At 67.1% G+C, this 15548-nt stretch carries 16 protein-coding genes; 7 read left to right on the top strand and 9 right to left on the bottom strand.

Translation table 11 applies throughout. The features are described 5' to 3' along the window. Positions 1–4: 4 nt before the first annotated feature. Complete coding sequence (rpsP, locus tag BQ2383_RS15750; protein WP_091036095.1) at positions 5–439, bottom strand: 30S ribosomal protein S16; 435 nt, start codon at positions 437–439, stop codon at positions 5–7. A gap of 210 nt (positions 440–649) precedes the next feature. Between rpsP and BQ2383_RS15745 the strand changes: the two genes are divergently transcribed. After that, positions 650–1801 (top strand): glutamate--cysteine ligase, encoded by a 1152-nt coding sequence (locus BQ2383_RS15745; RefSeq protein ID WP_091036092.1) that lies wholly within the window; start codon positions 650–652, stop codon positions 1799–1801. A 24-nt stretch (positions 1802–1825) separates the two neighbouring features. Here BQ2383_RS15745 and BQ2383_RS15740 read toward each other — a convergent pair whose 3' ends face one another. Then, on the bottom strand, positions 1826–2797 hold the full coding sequence (locus BQ2383_RS15740; RefSeq protein WP_029263513.1) for a sugar-binding transcriptional regulator: 972 nt from the start codon (positions 2795–2797) through the stop codon (positions 1826–1828). Between the two features lie 103 nt (positions 2798–2900). Between BQ2383_RS15740 and BQ2383_RS15735 the strand changes: the two genes are divergently transcribed. The 3 genes from BQ2383_RS15735 to glpK all read left to right on the top strand — a co-directional run bounded on the left by BQ2383_RS15735 (position 2901) and on the right by glpK (position 7010). Continuing rightward, complete coding sequence (locus tag BQ2383_RS15735) at positions 2901–4610, top strand: glycerol-3-phosphate dehydrogenase/oxidase (protein WP_091036090.1); 1710 nt, start codon at positions 2901–2903, stop codon at positions 4608–4610. 91 nt (positions 4611–4701) lie between these two features. After that, on the top strand, positions 4702–5457 hold the full coding sequence (locus BQ2383_RS15730) for an MIP/aquaporin family protein (RefSeq protein ID WP_091036087.1): 756 nt from the start codon (positions 4702–4704) through the stop codon (positions 5455–5457). A gap of 38 nt (positions 5458–5495) precedes the next feature. Then, on the top strand, positions 5496–7010 hold the full coding sequence (glpK, locus tag BQ2383_RS15725; protein ID WP_091036084.1) for a glycerol kinase GlpK: 1515 nt from the start codon (positions 5496–5498) through the stop codon (positions 7008–7010). A gap of 7 nt (positions 7011–7017) precedes the next feature. Here glpK and BQ2383_RS15720 read toward each other — a convergent pair whose 3' ends face one another. Beyond that, entirely contained in the window at positions 7018–7944 is a 927-nt protein-coding gene (locus BQ2383_RS15720; protein ID WP_091036082.1) for a LysR family transcriptional regulator, read from the bottom strand. A gap of 78 nt (positions 7945–8022) precedes the next feature. Between BQ2383_RS15720 and BQ2383_RS15715 the strand changes: the two genes are divergently transcribed. Continuing rightward, a complete protein-coding gene (locus BQ2383_RS15715) occupies positions 8023–8937 on the top strand; it encodes an EamA family transporter (protein WP_091036080.1) in 915 nt (304 codons plus the stop codon). A gap of 7 nt (positions 8938–8944) precedes the next feature. Here the strand turns inward: BQ2383_RS15715 and ffh are convergent, their stop codons facing one another. The 4 genes from ffh to BQ2383_RS15695 form a co-directional block, all read right to left on the bottom strand. After that, a complete protein-coding gene (gene ffh / locus BQ2383_RS15710; RefSeq protein ID WP_091036078.1) occupies positions 8945–10504 on the bottom strand; it encodes a signal recognition particle protein in 1560 nt (519 codons plus the stop codon). A gap of 13 nt (positions 10505–10517) precedes the next feature. Beyond that, positions 10518–11024: an RNA polymerase sigma factor gene (locus BQ2383_RS15705; protein ID WP_091036075.1), complete on the bottom strand. Its 507-nt coding sequence runs from the start codon at positions 11022–11024 to the stop codon at positions 10518–10520. After that, positions 11021–11653, bottom strand: coding sequence for a hypothetical protein (locus tag BQ2383_RS15700; RefSeq protein ID WP_091036072.1), 633 nt, complete (start codon positions 11651–11653; stop codon positions 11021–11023). The genes BQ2383_RS15705 and BQ2383_RS15700 overlap by 4 nt, the downstream gene beginning before the upstream one ends. A gap of 65 nt (positions 11654–11718) precedes the next feature. Further along, the gene (locus BQ2383_RS15695) at positions 11719–12306 is read right to left on the bottom strand and encodes a TetR/AcrR family transcriptional regulator (RefSeq protein WP_091036069.1); all 588 of its coding nucleotides are present in this window, start codon (positions 12304–12306) and stop codon (positions 11719–11721) included. Positions 12307–12401: 95 nt separating this feature from the next. On the opposite strand from BQ2383_RS15695, the gene lipB reads away from it, so the two are divergent. Together lipB and lipA are read left to right on the top strand one after the other, a co-directional pair. Next, a complete protein-coding gene (lipB, locus tag BQ2383_RS15690; protein WP_091036065.1) occupies positions 12402–13055 on the top strand; it encodes a lipoyl(octanoyl) transferase LipB in 654 nt (217 codons plus the stop codon). Further along, positions 13052–14041 carry a lipoyl synthase gene (lipA, locus tag BQ2383_RS15685; RefSeq protein ID WP_091036062.1) on the top strand — a complete coding sequence of 330 codons (990 nt, stop codon included), beginning with the start codon at positions 13052–13054 and terminating at the stop codon, positions 14039–14041. The genes lipB and lipA overlap by 4 nt, the downstream gene beginning before the upstream one ends. 36 nt (positions 14042–14077) lie before the next feature. Here the strand turns inward: lipA and BQ2383_RS15680 are convergent, their stop codons facing one another. Beyond that, entirely contained in the window at positions 14078–14578 is a 501-nt protein-coding gene (locus BQ2383_RS15680; protein WP_029263525.1) for a DUF2004 domain-containing protein, read from the bottom strand. 44 nt (positions 14579–14622) lie between these two features. Further along, positions 14623–15495 carry a signal recognition particle-docking protein FtsY gene (gene ftsY, locus BQ2383_RS15675; RefSeq protein ID WP_091036058.1) on the bottom strand — a complete coding sequence of 291 codons (873 nt, stop codon included), beginning with the start codon at positions 15493–15495 and terminating at the stop codon, positions 14623–14625. Between the last annotated feature and the right edge of the window lie 53 nt (positions 15496–15548).

Raw genomic sequence — 15548 nt, 5'->3', positions numbered from 1 at the left:
CGGATTACTCTGCGTCGGCGGCGGGAGCCTGAGCGGCTTCCGCGTCGGCCGCGGCGGGAGCCTCCTCAGCGGGGGCCTCCACCTTCTTCTCGACCTTGGGCTTGACGACGGACTTCTTGGATGCGTCGATCTCGAAGGGAGCCTTGGGCTCCTTCACCTTGAGGGTGGACTTCGCGTCGGCGTCGCCCTTGAACTTGCCCCAGTCGCCCGTGATCTTGAGGATGGCGGCGACCTGCTCGGTCGGCTGTGCGCCGACGGAGAGCCAGTACTGCGCACGCTCGGAGTCGACCTCGATGAACGAGGGCTCCTCGGTGGGGTGGTACTTGCCGATCTCCTCGATCACGCGACCATCGCGCTTGGTCTTCGAGTCGGCGACGACGATGCGGTAGTACGGCGCACGGATCTTGCCCAGGCGCTTGAGACGAATCTTGACAGCCACGATTCTCCTGAATTGTGTGGAAGGAAACGAACTGATCGCCTGGAGAGTGGGGTGCACACCCGGCGGAAGCTCAAATGAGTGTGGACACCTGCTGGATAGAGGGTCGAGCAGGTCGTCCGACCCTCTATTCTGCCAGATCCTCGCGCCCGGCGCGAAACGTGGCGAAACGGCCGTTGTCGTGTCGTGTCGCCCGCATGTCAGACTGTGCGGGTGAAGCTCGAGTTCGCCTCTTCCGCCCGATCCACCGTCGGCCTCGAATGGGAGATCATGCTCGCGGACCCCGTGAGCGGTGACCTCGTCGGACGCGCCCCGGAACTGCTCGCGGCGCTCGAAGCCGAGAGCGAGGATGAGCGCCATACCGTCACGGGCGAGCTGCTCACGAACACGATCGAAGTCACGAGCGGGATCGGCGATTCCGTCGCGCACGCCGTCGACGACATCGCGAACGCCATCACCGCCGTGCGCACCGCGACCGACCCGGCGGGCATCGAACTGCTGTCGGCCGGCAGCCACCCGTTCGCGCAGTGGTTCGATCAGGAGGTCACCGACAAGTCGCGGTATCACACCCTGATCGAGCGCACTCAGTGGTGGGGGCGCAACATGATGATCTGGGGAATCCACGTGCACATCGGCGTGGAGGACCAGCGCAAGGTCTTCCCCATCATCAACGCGCTCTCGGCATACCTCCCCCATCTGCAGGCGCTGTCGGCGTCGAGTCCGTTCTGGGCGGGCGAGCGCACCGGCTACGCCTCGAACCGCGCCCTGGTGTTCCAACAGCTGCCGACGGCCGGACTCCCCTGGCCGCTACGCGACTGGGCACAATACGAGTCGTATCTCGACGACATGGTCCGCACCGGCGTGATGGCGGACGCCACGGAGGTGCGCTGGGACATCCGTCCCGCTCCGCGATGGGGAACCATCGAGGTGCGAGCCTGCGACGGCCTGTCGACGCTGCCGGAGCTCGCGTCGGTCGCGGCGCTCGTGCAAGTGCTCGTCGAGCACTTCTCCCGTCAGCTCGACGAAGGACGGACCCTTCCCGAGCTCCCCGCGTGGTTCCACCGGGAGAACAAATGGCGCGCGGCGCGGTACGGTCTCGACGCACGCGTCATCGTCGATGCCGCCGGAACGCAGCGTCCCGTGCGTGAACACCTCGCCGAAGTGCTGGAAGAGCTCGCACCCGTGGCCGTGGAGCTCGGCTGCGTCCGGGAGTTCGGCAACAACGCCGTCACTCTCGAGAACGGGGCCAGTTACGAGCGTCAGCTCGTGATCGCGAATGCCACCGCCGGAGATCTCACCGCCGTCGTGCAGCACCTCATCCGCGAGTTCCGCTCCGGACCCGAGGCGTCGACAGAAGGCGCGTAGCCACGACCTCTGTCGGCGGTCGACTCAGTCCTCGACGAGGCGCCGGGCGAGTCCTTCATCCAGGACGACGTCGGTGATGAGCCCTGCGGAGAGGGCGGCCCGGAGGCTGACCAGCTTCGGGACGCCCGACACGACGCATATCCGACGAGGAACGCGGCGCAGGCGGTCGAGTCCCGGTCCGGTCGCCCGGGCGTTCACGCGGATATCCCGCCAGGATCCGTCGGATCGGAAGAACACCGTGGCGACGTCGCCGATCGCGTGGTCCTCGCGCAGGCTGCGGTAGTCGTCGCGTCCGAGATATCCGCCGACGTACACGCGACTCGGAACCTCAGCAGCCGGAGACCCCAGGCTGAAGACCGCGACGTCCATCTTCGCCTGCAGATCGAGCACTCGACGGGTGCTGCGCTCGCGCCACATCGCCTCACGGGTGGCGGGATCGTCGAAGAACGCGGGCACGGGGAACTGCTGCACCTGCGCACCGAAGGCGCTGCCGAACCGCTGCAGGATGTCACTGGAGTACTCCACGCCTGTGGTCTGGGTGTTACCGGCCCCGTTGAGCTGGACGAAGGTCGTGTTGTGCGTCTCCTTCTGCGTGAGGCCGCGGCTCACCGCACTGATCGTCGATCCCCAGGCCACACCGATGATCATGTTGGAGTCGACGAACTGGGACAGCAGGCGGCCGGCCGTGAGCGCGACGCGCTCGAGACGTTCCACCTCGCTGAGGATCTCGGGCATGGGAACGACGTGTGCGGCCACGCGGTGCCGGTCGCGGATGCGCTGTTCGAGCATGCCGAGCCGCTCCAGCGGCGAGTTGATGCGGATGTCGACGAGGCCGCTCTCCCGCGCGAAGCTCAAGAGGCGTGAGACCGAGGAACGGGAGGTACCGAGCTCCTGCGCGATCACCTCCATCGTCTTGTCCTGCATGTAGTAGAGCTGCGCGGCCGTGAGCGCCGCGATCAGCTTGCTATCGCGGGTTTCCGCGCTCTGACCGGCCATCGTGACCTCCTCACCCTCGATCCTTGCACATATGTGCAGTGGGCTTGCGCGGGATGCCACACAGGTCGATGCTGGTTGGCAAGTAAGGAAGAGAGGGTCGACGATGATCGATTCCACACACTCGTCAGCGGAGCGCGCAGAGGTTCGTGCCGTCCGCGAATCCGGACGCACCAAGGTGCTCGTCATCGGTGGCGGGATCAACGGCATCTCCACGTTCCGCGACCTGGCGCTCCAAGGTGTCGATGTCGTGCTCGTCGAGCGTGGCGACTTCGCATCGGGCGCATCCGCAGCGTCGAGCCACATGATCCACGGCGGGATCCGCTATCTCGAGAACGGCGAATTCCGGCTCGTGCGCGAGTCCGTCGAGGAGCGCAACGGACTGCTCAAGATCGCCCCTCACTACGTGAAGCCGCTGCAGACGACCATCCCGATCTACTCCACCTTCTCCGGCATCCTGTCCGCTCCCCTGCGATTCCTGACGCACAAGAGCGGCAAGCCCCAGGAACGCGGCGCGTTCCTGATCAAGGTCGGCCTGACGATCTACGACACGTTCTCGCGTGACGGCGGAATGGTGCCCCGACACCGCTTCCTCGGTCGGAAGAAGTCGCTCGCCGAACTGCCGTCGCTCGACCCGAACATCAAGTACACGGCGACCTACTACGACGCGTCGATGCACGACCCCGAGCGTCTCGCGCTCGACGTGCTCCAGGACGGTCGCGCAGCACACCCCGAAGCACACGCGCTCAACTACGTCGAGGCGATCGCGCGCGAGGGCGATGAGGTGGTCCTCCGCGATCGCGAGAGCGGCACCGAGTTCCGCGTTCACGCCGATGTCGTGGTCAACGCGTCCGGCCCCTGGACGGACCTCACGAACGACGCGCTCGGCGAGGACACCCGGTTCATGGGCGGAACCAAGGGCTCGCACATCGTGCTCGACCACCCCGAACTGCTGGAGGCGACGCAGGGGAGGGAGATCTTCTTCGAGCATTCCGACGGCCGCATCGTTCTCATCTACCCGCTCAAGGGGCGAGTGCTCGTCGGCACCACCGACATCGACGCCGACCCGCGCGAGGTCCCGGTGTGCACCGAGGAAGAGGTCGACTACTTCTTCGAACTGATCCACCACGTCTTCCCGACGATTCCGGTCGCCCGCGATCAGATCGTCTACAAGTTCTCCGGAATCCGACCGCTGCCGCGCCACGAGGACACCGCCCCCGGATTCGTCTCCCGTGACTACCGCATCGAGGTCGACGAGAAGGGCGCCGTTCCCCTCGTCAGCCTCGTCGGCGGCAAGTGGACGACGTTCCGTGCGCTCGGCGAATCGCTCTCCGACGTCGTGCTGGGCCTGATCGATCGCACCAGGACCGTCTCCACCGCAGGACGGGCAATCGGTGGCGGCCGAGAATTCCCGCGCACCGAGAAGGCACGCCGCATCTGGGTCCAGGAGAACCTGCCCGGTGCCGGAGCACGTGCCGACCAGCTGCTCGCGCGTTATGGAACCCGCGCAGCCGATGTGTGGGCGCATGTCGAGCAGGGACCGGATTCTCCCCTCGCGGGCGGCGACCTCTCCACGCGGGAACTCGAGTGGATGGTGCAGAACGAGATGGTGGCGCGCCTCGAAGACATCGTGCTCCGCCGCACCAGCATCGCCTTCACCGGGAACGCGAACGCCGAGGTGCTCGATGAGATCGCCGACGCGCTCGCTCCCATGCTCGGCTGGGACCGCGCGCGCCACGACGCCGAACTCGACCAGACCCGCCAATTGCTGAACGAACGACACGGACTCGATATCCGCTCCCGCACCCGCGGCTGACAGGACTTCGGACTGCCGCCCTCCTCGCGGTGCAACCCCATAAAGTGTCGGGGCAGAGGGGCCTCGACACACAAGAAAGGTCAAAGAAGACATGGCTGATGTGAATCTCGGTCTCTACTTCCTCTCGGAGTTGGTCGGTACAGCGATGCTGGTCCTCCTCGGTTGTGGTGTGGTCGCCAACGTGGCCCTTGCGAAGAACAAGGGCTTCGGCGGCGGCTTCCTGATGGTCAACTGGGGATGGGGCCTCGCGGTCTTCGCCGGTGTGCTCGTCTCCGCGTACTCCGGTGCGATCCTCAACCCCGCAGTCGGCATCGGCCTCATGGTCGCCGGCAAGATCAGCGTCGTGATGTTCCTCACCGCCACGGCGGCGGAACTCGTCGGCGCCATCCTCGGTGCGATCGTCGTCTGGCTCGCCTACAAGCAGCACTTCGATGAGGAGCCGGAGGCCGCCAACAAGCTCGGCGTCTTCTCGACCGGCCCCGCCATCCGCTCGTACGGGTGGAACCTCGTCACCGAGATCATCGGCACCTTCGTGCTCGTGTTCGGCATCTTCGCGTTCGCCGACTACGGCGACATCGAGGTCGGCGTGCCCGGAGGCCTCGGGCCGCTCACCGCGCTGCCGGTGGCGCTGCTCGTGGTCGGAATCGGCGCGTCGCTCGGTGGTCCGACCGGCTACGCGATCAACCCCGCCCGTGACCTCGGTCCGCGCATCGCTCACGCGATCCTGCCGATCAAGGGCAAGGGTGCCAGCGACTGGTCCTACTCGTGGGTACCCGTCGTCGGGCCCCTCATCGGTGGTGTGATCGCCGCCCTCGCCGCACCCGTGCTGCTCGGCCTCGCCGGCTGACGCACATCCCATCGCACTGAATTCAAAGGAGAGCACAAGTGGCTGACTACATCATCGCCATCGACCAGGGAACGACGTCGAGCCGCGCGATCATCTTCGACAAGAAGGGCAGCATCGTCGCGACCGGCCAGAAGGAGCACGAACAGATCCTCCCGAAGGCCGGTTGGGTCGAGCACGACGCCGCCGAGATCTGGCGCAACGTGCAGGAGGTCATCGGGCTGGCCCTCGGCCGCGCCGACCTGACGCGTCACGACATCGCGGCAGTCGGCATCACGAACCAGCGCGAGACCGCCGTCGTGTGGGACAAGAAGACCGGGAAGCCGGCCTACAACGCGATCGTCTGGCAGGACACCCGCACGCAGGACATCGTCGACCGCCTGGCGGCTGACGGCGGCGTCGAGCGGTTCAAGCCGGTCGTCGGCCTCCCGTTGGCGACGTACTTCTCCGGCACCAAGATCGCCTGGATCCTCGAGAACGTCGAGGGTGCGCGCGAGAAGGCGGAGGCGGGCGACCTGATCTTCGGCACCACCGACAGCTGGGTCCTCTGGAACCTCACCGGTGGAGCCGATGGCGGCGTGCACGTCACGGATGTCACGAATGCCTCCCGCACGATGTTCATGGACCTCGAGACGCTCGAGTGGCGCGACGACATCCTCGAGGCGTTCGGCGTGCCGCGCTCGATGATGCCGGAGATCCGCTCCTCCTCCGAGGTGTACGGCACCGCCGAGAGCTCGTCGCTGCTGCGCGAGACGCCGATCGCCGGCATCCTGGGCGACCAGCAGGCGGCGACGTTCGGGCAGGCCGCGTTCCAGACCGGCGAGAGCAAGAACACCTACGGAACGGGTTGCTTCCTGATCTTCAACACGGGCGAGGAGATCGTCCACTCGAAGAACGGGCTGCTCACCACTGTGGGGTACAAGCTCGGCGACGGCCCGACGCACTACGCACTGGAGGGCTCCATCGCCGTCACCGGGTCCCTCATCCAGTGGCTGCGTGACCAGCTCGGCATCATCTCCTCGGCCCCCGAGGTCGAGAAGCTGGCCGAGCAGGTCGAGGACAACGGCGGCGTATACATCGTCCCGGCGTTCTCGGGTCTGTTCGCGCCGTACTGGCGCTCGGACGCCCGTGGCGCGATCGTGGGCCTCACCCGCTACGCGAACAAGAACCACATCGCGCGCGCCGCGCTGGAGGCCGTGGCCTTCCAGACCCGCGACGTGCTGGATGCGGTCAACGCGGACGCTGGTGTGGACCTGACCGAGCTCAAGGTCGATGGTGGCATGGTCGCGAACGACGCGCTCATGCAGTTCCAGGCTGATGTGCTCGGCGTTCCGGTCGTGCGTCCGGTGGTCGCCGAGACCACCGCACTCGGCGCGGCATACGCGGCTGGTCTCGCCGTCGGATTCTGGAACGGCCTGGACGACCTGTCCGCGAACTGGCAGGAGGACAAGCGCTGGGAGCCCTCGATGGAGGACGCGGAGCGTGACCGTCAGCTGCGCCTCTGGCGCAAGGCCGTCACGAAGTCGATGGACTGGGTCGACGAAGACGTGAAGTGATCTGACGTCACAGGGAAGCGGGTCCGGAGTTCTCCTCCGGGCCCGTTTTCGCGCCCGCGGGGACGACGTCATCGATGACGGCGAGGAAGGCTCTCGCCACGTTCCGCGGTGCCGCGAGATCCCATGCCAGGTGCTCGACGCGTACGGGACCGTCGCGGACCTCGGCGGTCGCGACATCCGCCGCAGATCGTTCGATCGTCCCCGGTGCGAGCAGAGTCACCGCCAGGCCGGCGGCGACCAGACCGAGGAGGAGGGTGGCGGAGTCCGCCTCGAAGGCGACATCCCGCGACAGTTCTGCGGAGGCGAAGGCGGCATCACTCTGTGCGCGCCCCGAGGTGCCCGCCGGGAAGTCGGCGAACGTCGCACCGGCGAGGTCGTGCAGTGTCACCACACCGGTCTCGGATAGCTCGTGCCCACGAGGGAGCGCCGCCACCAGCCGGTCCCGCGACAGGACGCGCGACGCCACACCCAGCGGCTGAGTCCCTTCGCGGAGACCGAGAAGGGCGACATCGAGGTCGCCGCGACGCAGGCGGGTAATCAGCACGTCGCTGTTCCCCACCTGCAGTTCGACTCGCGCGAGCGGATGCGCGGCCCGGTACGCGACGAGCACCGCAGGGATGTCGACGGCGGTCACCGTCGGGATGACGCCGATCCGGAGTGTGCCGGTCACCACCCCCACCGCCGCGGCTGCTCCCTCCCGCGCCTGCTCCGCCGCCCGGAGCGCGGTCCGTGCATGTCCGAGGAACGCCTCCCCCGCCTCGCTCAGTCGGACGCTGCGGCTCGACCTCACGAAGAGGCGCTGACCGAGCTCGCGCTCGAGAGCGGCGATCTGATGGCTCAACGCCGATTGCGTGACGAAGCAGCGTTCGGCGGCTCGAGTGAAGCTGGATGTCTCCGCCACCTCGACGACGTATCGGAGTTGCTGGAGTTCCATTCATTCATGATGGCACCTCATGGATAACGTGACAAACATGCGTTGGACTCATATTCCCCTGGCGCGCACGCTGGAACCATGAACCGCCTGACGCTCGTGCTGCTGACCGCACTCGCCCCCATCGCCTGGGGAACGACGTACCTCGTCACCACCGAGCTGCTTCCGCCGGGCCATCCGCTCTTCGCCGGCCTGCTTCGCGCCCTCCCGGCCGGGCTGCTGGCCGTGCTCATCAGCCGACGACTGCCCCACGGGTCGTGGTGGTGGAAGTCCTTCGTGCTCGGCGCGCTCAACATCGGCGCCTTCTTCCCCCTCCTGTTCCTGGCGGCCGAGCGGCTTCCCGGCGGAGTCGCCGCTGCTGTTGCGGGAGCTCAACCGCTCATCGTGCTAGTGCTCGGCGCCCTCGTCCTGCAGGAGAGGATCAGACCCCTCACCGCAACGGCGGCAGTCATCGGAGCCAGCGGCGTGGCGCTCGTCGTCCTGGGGCCGGCCGCGGAACTCGACTTCTGGGGTGTGCTGGCTGCGATCGGAGGCGTCACCGCCACCGGAGCGGGGATGATCCTCACCAAACGCTGGGGACGGCCTGACCGAGTCAGTCCCGTCGCATACGCCGGATGGCAGCTGTCGGCGGGAGGCCTGCTGCTCCTCCCGCTCACACTCGCGGTCGAAGGCGTACCCGCCGAGATCGACGGTGGTGCCGCGCTCGGCTACCTGTGGCTCGGCACCGCCGGCGGCATCGTCGCGTACACGCTGTGGTTCCGAGGCATCCAGCAGCTCCCGGTGATCGCGCCGGGCCTGCTCGCGCTACTCTCCCCCATCGTCGCGACGATCCTGGGTGTGCTGGTCGCGGGTGAGCGCTTCACGGTTGTCCAGGCGATCGGCCTGACCCTCACGATCGGTGCGCTCATCCTCGGACAGATCGTCGCCCGGCCGCCGTCCGCAGACGCCAGGCGATCGCGGCAGACGTCATCCGCCGCCCTGGCCGCTCCGCGCTGAGCGCGGTTCAGCCCTTGCCGAACAGCTTCTGGATCTCGGCGAGTTCGGCTTCGCTCGGCGCCTGGCCGGCTCCGCCACCGAGGCCGAAGCCCGAACCGGTCGGCGTCGAGGTCGCGGTGATTCCGGCGTTCTCCGCCGCGCGCTTCGCCGGGTTGCCCGAACGCGAGCCACCGGAGGACTTCGCCTTCTTGCCGCGCTTCGAGGATGCGCCGGGCCGCCCCATGCCAGGCACCGCTCCCATTCCGGGAATGTTGGGCGTGCCACCGCGGGCCACGGTCTTCATCATCTTCGCCGCCTGCTCGAAACGCTGCACCAGCTGGTTCACGTCAGTGACGGTCATGCCGGAACCGCGCGCAATGCGCAGACGCCGCGAACCGTTGAGGACCTTGGGGTTGCGACGCTCCCCCGGCGTCATCGAGCGGATGATGGCCTCGGTGCGGTCGATCTCACGCTCGTCGAAGTCTTCGAGCTGCTGCTTCATCTGCCCCATGCCCGGAAGCATCCCGAGCATCTTCTTCATCGAGCCCATCTTCTTCATCTGCTGAAGCTGCTCAAGGAAGTCTTCGAGGGTGAACGCCTCGGTGGCGAGCTTCTCGGCCATCTTCATGGCCTCGTCCTCGTCGAAGGCCTGCTGGGCCTGCTCGATGAGCGTCAGGATGTCGCCGAGGTCGAGGATGCGGCTCGCCATGCGGTCGGGGTGGAACGGCTCGAGGTCTTCGAGGCGCTCGCCTGTCGAGGCGAAGATGATGGGGCGGCCGGTGACCGAGGCCACCGACAGCGCCGCACCACCGCGGGCGTCGCCGTCGAGCTTGGAGAGGACGACGCCGGTGAAGTCCACGCCCTCTTGGAAGGCCTTCGCCGTGTTCACCGCATCTTGACCGATCATCGCGTCGATGACGAACAGCACCTCATCGGGGTCCACGGCCTTGCGGATGTCGGCGGCCTGCTTCATGAGCTCGGCATCGACGCCGAGTCGGCCCGCCGTGTCGATGATCACGACATCGTGCTGCTGACGACGCGCGTACTCGACGCCCTCGCGCGAGACCTTCACGGGATCGCCGACACCGTTGCCGGGCTCGGGCGCGTAGACTGCGGCACCTGCCTGCTCGGCCACCACCTGCAGCTGGTTGACGGCGTTCGGGCGCTGGAGGTCGGCAGCCACCAGGAGAGGCGTGTGGCCCTCCCCCTCGAGCTGCTTCGCGAGCTTGCCCGCGAAGGTCGTCTTACCGGAACCCTGCAGGCCCGCGAGCATGATGACGGTCGGTGCGGTCTTCGCGAACTGCAGGCGCCGCTGCTCGCCGCCGAGGATCTGCACCAGTTCCTCGTTGACGATCTGGACGACCTGCTGCGCGGGGTTCAGCGCCTTGTTGACCTCGTCACCGAGGGCGCGTTCGCGCACCTTCGCGGTGAACTCCTTGACGACGACGAGTGCGACGTCGGCGTCGAGCAGTGCGCGACGGATCTCGCGCACTGTGCCGTCGACATCGGCAGCAGTGAGCTTTCCCTTCGTGCGCAGATTGCGGAAGGTCTCGGTGAGTCGATCGGAGAGCGTGCCAAAGGTAGCCATGGTGCTGTCGATTCTACGCGAGTGGAGCCTCCACGCTCAGCGCGGCACGGAGGTCGGCCTTCGCCCTCTGGTAGCGCCCCCGCACCGTCGACGCGGGAACCCCCAGCAGTTCTGCCGCGTCGGTCAGGGAGAAACCGTCCCAGTGCACCAGGCGGACGAGTTCGGCGAGGTCCGGGTCGAGACGCGAGATCGCATCGCGTACCTCTGCGCCCGCGTCGGCAGGGGCCGTCGAAAGCTCCTGCGAGACGTGAGAACGAATGCGGTCCGCCAGCGCCCAGCGCCGCCGCTCCCCGCGCGAATGATTGAGCAGCGTTCCGCGTGCAACGCCGAACAACCACATCCGTGCACACTCGGAATCCTCAGGCAGTCGACGAACACGGCGCCACGCGACGACCATGGTCTCGCTCAGGAGATCTGCAGCGTCGTCGGGGCCGACTCGTCGCGAGAGGTACGCGAGTAGATCCGACGCGTTCGCCTCAAAGGCCGCGAGGAGCAACGCATCCTCCGGGTGACGGGTCACGATGCACCCCCCTCGCCGCCCCAGTCCTCCCCTTCGCAGTGGAGCTGGCTGTGCGAATCAGTGCCTGCCAGGTCACCGCGACCGGTGTCTATCCCGTTGGCCTTCAGCTCCTCGTACAGCGCCATGGAGAGGGCCTGATCGTGCGCTCGCCACGCGTTCAAGTCAGGCTGCCGCGGATCCGTGGCTGTCTCCTCCGACGCAGCCAGGTCAGCCTCGACGGCGGCGAGCTGCTCCGCCACATACGGTTCCGCGGCCGCTTCGACATCCGTGTTCGCGAACCAGTCGTCGATGATCCGGTTGACCTGGAGCTGGGTGACCGGGTTGTGGGTATCCCAACCGCTGTAGCGGATCTCGCATTCTCCCCAGGTGGGCGACGTGTACGTGTAGCTTCGGTCGGGATCCTCCAGCCCTGACCCCCAGAGCCAGTCTGACGACGCGGTCGCGATGCCCGCACCGCCGACGAGCAGGAGGCCCAGCGCTCCACTCAGCACCGCTGCTCGGCGGCCCCTCCGCCGCGGCCTCGCGACGGTTCTCGCTTCGGCGAGCATCGCACGCGTGTCGACGGACCGGATCGTCGCGGGCTGCGGTGCCGACGCATCCAGCAGCTCGTCCAACTGGTCTCGAATCATGAGTTCCTCCTCAGGGGTGGGTTCACTCATGACCTGTCCGGTTCACGACGTTTCGTCCGCGGCGATCATTCTTTCCAGGGGAGGTCGTTGATCACGCCGAGCGCCTCATGCAACACGGCCTCCGGCGTTCCTCGCCCCGCCCCCTGCTCAGCCCAGACACGCAGCGCCGAAAGCACGGCAGCGGCGTAGGCAGCTCCGACGATGTCGGCACGGACGACGTCGATTCCGGCACTCCGCGCCGCGACAGCAACGGCATCGGAAAGCCGCGCCAGACGGAGGCCCGTGTCCCTCACGAGCTCATCCTGCAATCCCATCGCCGCGGCGTTGCGGAGCGCGAGGGCGAGCGGATCCGGTTCGAAACCGTGCACGACGAGCAGCAGGATTCGGCGCACCGTCTCTCCGGATGCCCCGCTCCCCAACCCGCCGAGCGATCGGATAGCTTCACCGATGCGCTCGTCCATGCCCGACCACAGCACGTCACTCTTCGACGTGAAGTAATTGAAGAAGCTCGATCTGCTCACGCCGGCTCGCTGGGTGATGTCCGCGACCGACGTCGCGTCGTACCCACGCTCCAGGAAGAGCTCGCACGCCGCCTCCGCGAGAGTCTCTCGCGAAGACGCCTTCGGGCGTCCTGCTCTGCCGGTGGAACTCATGCCCTCACGCTACCGCGACGCGAAGCGCCGGCACCGGGCAACCGCAGAAGGGGTATTGTTGCCCTCAGTCCAATTAACTTGAGAAGGAGAGCGTGATGCTCGAGATCCTCACTCCGGGGTTCGCTCCGACGCCCGTGCCGTACCTCGAAGGGTGGGAGCTGCAGAGACGTGTCCACGCCGACGTGGTCGCGGGCCTCCGCCCGGACACGCTGATCCTCCTCGAACACGAGGCCGTCTACACGGCGGGCAAGCGCACCGAGCCGCACGAGCGTCCGCAAGACGGCACCCCGGTGATCGATGTGGACCGCGGGGGCAAGATCACCTGGCACGGCCCGGGGCAGCTGGTGGGGTATCCGATCGTGCGGCTGATCGAGCCCATCGACGTCGTCGCACATGTACGTCGTCTGGAGCGCCTCCTCATCGAAGTCCTGAAACCGTTCGGGATCGAGGGCTATCAGGTCGACGGTCGAAGCGGAGTGTGGGTGCGGCGCCCGCTCTCCGAGGACAAGGTCGCGGCGATCGGCGTGCGGGTGCAGCAGGGGGTGACGATGCACGGCTTCGCGATCAACTGCGACAACACACTCGCCGGATTCCGCGACATCGTCCCGTGCGGCATCACAGACGCCGGCGTCACGACCGCGAGCGAGGTCGTCGGCGCCGCCGTCTCCCCCCTCGATCTCGTCGATGCGGTGACGGACGCCTTCGTCACCGAGTACACGCACCGCGAGCTGACTGGAGTCCACGCATGACCGCCGCTCCCGATGGCCGCAAGCTCCTCCGTCTCGAGATCCGGAACGCGGAGACGCCGATCGAGCGCAAGCCGGAGTGGATCAAGACCAAGGCGAAGATGGGCCCGGAGTACACCGCCCTCCATTCCCTCGTCAAGAGCGAGGACCTACACACGGTGTGCCAGGAGGCGGGCTGTCCGAACATCTACGAGTGCTGGGAGGATCGCGAGGCGACGTTCCTCATCGGCGGCTCCCAGTGCACCCGTCGATGCGACTTCTGCCAGATCGACACGGGAAAGCCCGATGCGTACGACACCGACGAGCCCCGGCGCGTCGCCGAGAGCGTGGCACGGATGAACCTGCGCTACGCCACGGTGACGAGCGTGGCTCGCGACGATCTGCCCGACACCGGCGCGTGGCTCAACGCGGAGACCGTGCGGAAGATCCATGAGCTCAACCCGAACACGGGGGTCGAGCTCCTCGCGAACGAACACAACGCCGACCCTGCTTTCCTGGGCCAGATCTTCGACGCCCGCCCCGAGGTGTTCGCCCACAACGTGGAGACGGTCCCCCGCATCTTCAAGCGCATCCGTCCCGCGTTCCGCTACGAGCGCTCACTGAACGTTCTCACCCAGGCGCGCGACGCCGGACTGATCACGAAGTCGAACCTGATCCTCGGCATGGGAGAGGAGCCGGAAGAGGTCGTCCAGGCGCTGAACGATCTGCACGATGCCGGATGCGACATCATCACGATCACGCAGTACCTACGCCCCACACCTCGTCATCTGCCCGTTGCGCGATGGGTGAAGCCGGCGGAATTCGTCGAGTTCAAGGAAGAGGCGGAGCGGATCGGCTTCCTCGGTGTACTGGCAGGTCCTCTGGTGCGGTCGTCGTACCGTGCGGGGCGCCTGTGGGCCCAGTCGATGGTGTCCAAGGGACGCGAGATCCCCGACCACCTGTCGCACATCGCCGAGAGCGCCGACCTCGGGTTCGCTCAGGCCGTCTGATCGACCGCCGTCCCGGGTGCATCCCGGGGCGGTGGCTCAGTCGGCGCTCATCACCGACTGCACGGTGCCGTCCGAGCCGAGGTTCACGAGGAGGACGTCGTCGGATGAGCTGTCGTCCAGGGCGTACTCGAGGACGGCGAAGGGCTCTGAGCCGCCGTGCTCGTCGGCGAGGATGGTCATGCTCATCAGGCGCAGCGAGCGGATGATGTCCACGGCCGCATCCCCTGACACGTCCACGAGGACCTCGGGGAGATCGTCGCCGTAGGCCTCCTGCTGCTGGAGGATGTACTCGGTCACCTCGCTGGTGCGGTCATCGACCTCGGCGAGCATGCCCCGACGGGCAGTATCGTCGACGTTCTCCAGTCCGGCGATGAGACCCGCGGCGATGTCCAGCGCGTCCGCGGACACGTCGTCCTGATCCGGAGCGGTCAGATCCACGGTGACGCTCTGGTCACCGAGCTCGACGGTCTCCGACCAGAAGATCGAGCCGTCGGGGCCCGAGGACAGGAGTCCGAAGTAGTCGTGTTCGATCGCCATAACGCTATGAAACCAGCCTCGTGCTCACTGCGGTAGTCCCGTCATCAACCGACCAACGACTGGACGAACACATGGGGGGTGAATCCGGTGAGATCGTCGATCCCCTCGCCCTGCCCGAGCAGCTTCACGGGGATGCCGGTGCGCTCTTGCACCGCAAGCACGAACCCGCCCTTCGCGGAACCGTCGAGCTTGGTCAGGACGAGCCCCGTGACGCCCGCGTGCTCCAGGAACGCCTCGGCCTGCATCACGCCGTTCTGGCCCGTCGTGGCATCGAGGACCAGCAGCACCTCGCTGATGGGCGCCTGCTTCTCGATGACACGGCGCACCTTGGTGAGCTCATCCATGAGCCCGCCCTTGGTGTGCAGGCGGCCGGCGGTGTCGATGATCGCGATCTCGATACCTTCGCGCTTGGCGTACTCGACGGTCTGGAAGGCGACGGATGCAGGATCCTGGCCCTCCTGCTGCGGACGGACGATCGCCGCTCCCCCGCGCTGCGCCCAGGTCGCGAGCTGATCGACTGCCGCTGCGCGGAACGTGTCGGCTGCACCGACGACGACACTGCGCTGATAGCCGCGGAGGAACTTGGTGAACTTGCCGATGGTGGTCGTCTTGCCAACGCCGTTCACGCCGACGACCAGCACGACGGCCGGACGCTCGGTGAGCTTGAGCGTCGTGTCGAACTTCGCGAAGTGCTCTTCGAGGGTCTCGCGCAGCATGCGCTGGAGGTCACGAGGATCGGTCGTACGGTACCTGTCGACCTTGGCCCGCAGCTCCTCGACGACGCGCTCGCTGATGTCGGGCCCGAAGTCAGCCGTGATCAGCGCCGTCTCGAGGTCCTCCCACGTCGTCTCATCGATGGTGGGCTTGACGAACATGCCGCGCAGTGCGCGACCGAGAGACCAGGACTTCTCCGCCATTCCTCCAGCCTACGGGTAGCGCGGGCCGGACCACGCCGTCCCGAGCAGAGCGG

Source organism: Microbacterium oxydans (assembly GCF_900095745.1).
GTDB classification, from domain to species: Bacteria; Actinomycetota; Actinomycetes; order Actinomycetales; family Microbacteriaceae; genus Microbacterium; species Microbacterium oxydans_B.
Note: the sequence above shows the minus strand (reverse complement) of the source record. Positions and strands in the feature narration are given on the sequence as shown.

What these genes read in the sequence shown, in the direction of transcription:
- BQ2383_RS15740 (WP_029263513.1), bottom strand. Translation starts at nt 2,797, where the DNA reads ATGGCCGGTCAGAGCGCGGAAACCCGCGATAGCAAGCTGATCGCGGCG.
- BQ2383_RS15735 (WP_091036090.1), top strand. Translation starts at nt 2,901, where the DNA reads ATGATCGATTCCACACACTCGTCAGCGGAGCGCGCAGAGGTTCGTGCC.
- BQ2383_RS15730 (WP_091036087.1), top strand. Translation starts at nt 4,702, where the DNA reads ATGGCTGATGTGAATCTCGGTCTCTACTTCCTCTCGGAGTTGGTCGGT.
- BQ2383_RS15720 (WP_091036082.1), bottom strand. Translation starts at nt 7,944, where the DNA reads ATGGAACTCCAGCAACTCCGATACGTCGTCGAGGTGGCGGAGACATCC.
- BQ2383_RS15715 (WP_091036080.1), top strand. Translation starts at nt 8,023, where the DNA reads ATGAACCGCCTGACGCTCGTGCTGCTGACCGCACTCGCCCCCATCGCC.
- ffh (WP_091036078.1), bottom strand. Translation starts at nt 10,504, where the DNA reads ATGGCTACCTTTGGCACGCTCTCCGATCGACTCACCGAGACCTTCCGC.
- BQ2383_RS15700 (WP_091036072.1), bottom strand. Translation starts at nt 11,653, where the DNA reads ATGATTCGAGACCAGTTGGACGAGCTGCTGGATGCGTCGGCACCGCAG.
- BQ2383_RS15695 (WP_091036069.1), bottom strand. Translation starts at nt 12,306, where the DNA reads ATGAGTTCCACCGGCAGAGCAGGACGCCCGAAGGCGTCTTCGCGAGAG.
- lipB (WP_091036065.1), top strand. Translation starts at nt 12,402, where the DNA reads ATGCTCGAGATCCTCACTCCGGGGTTCGCTCCGACGCCCGTGCCGTAC.
- lipA (WP_091036062.1), top strand. Translation starts at nt 13,052, where the DNA reads ATGACCGCCGCTCCCGATGGCCGCAAGCTCCTCCGTCTCGAGATCCGG.
- BQ2383_RS15680 (WP_029263525.1), bottom strand. Translation starts at nt 14,578, where the DNA reads ATGGCGATCGAACACGACTACTTCGGACTCCTGTCCTCGGGCCCCGAC.
- ftsY (WP_091036058.1), bottom strand. Translation starts at nt 15,495, where the DNA reads ATGGCGGAGAAGTCCTGGTCTCTCGGTCGCGCACTGCGCGGCATGTTC.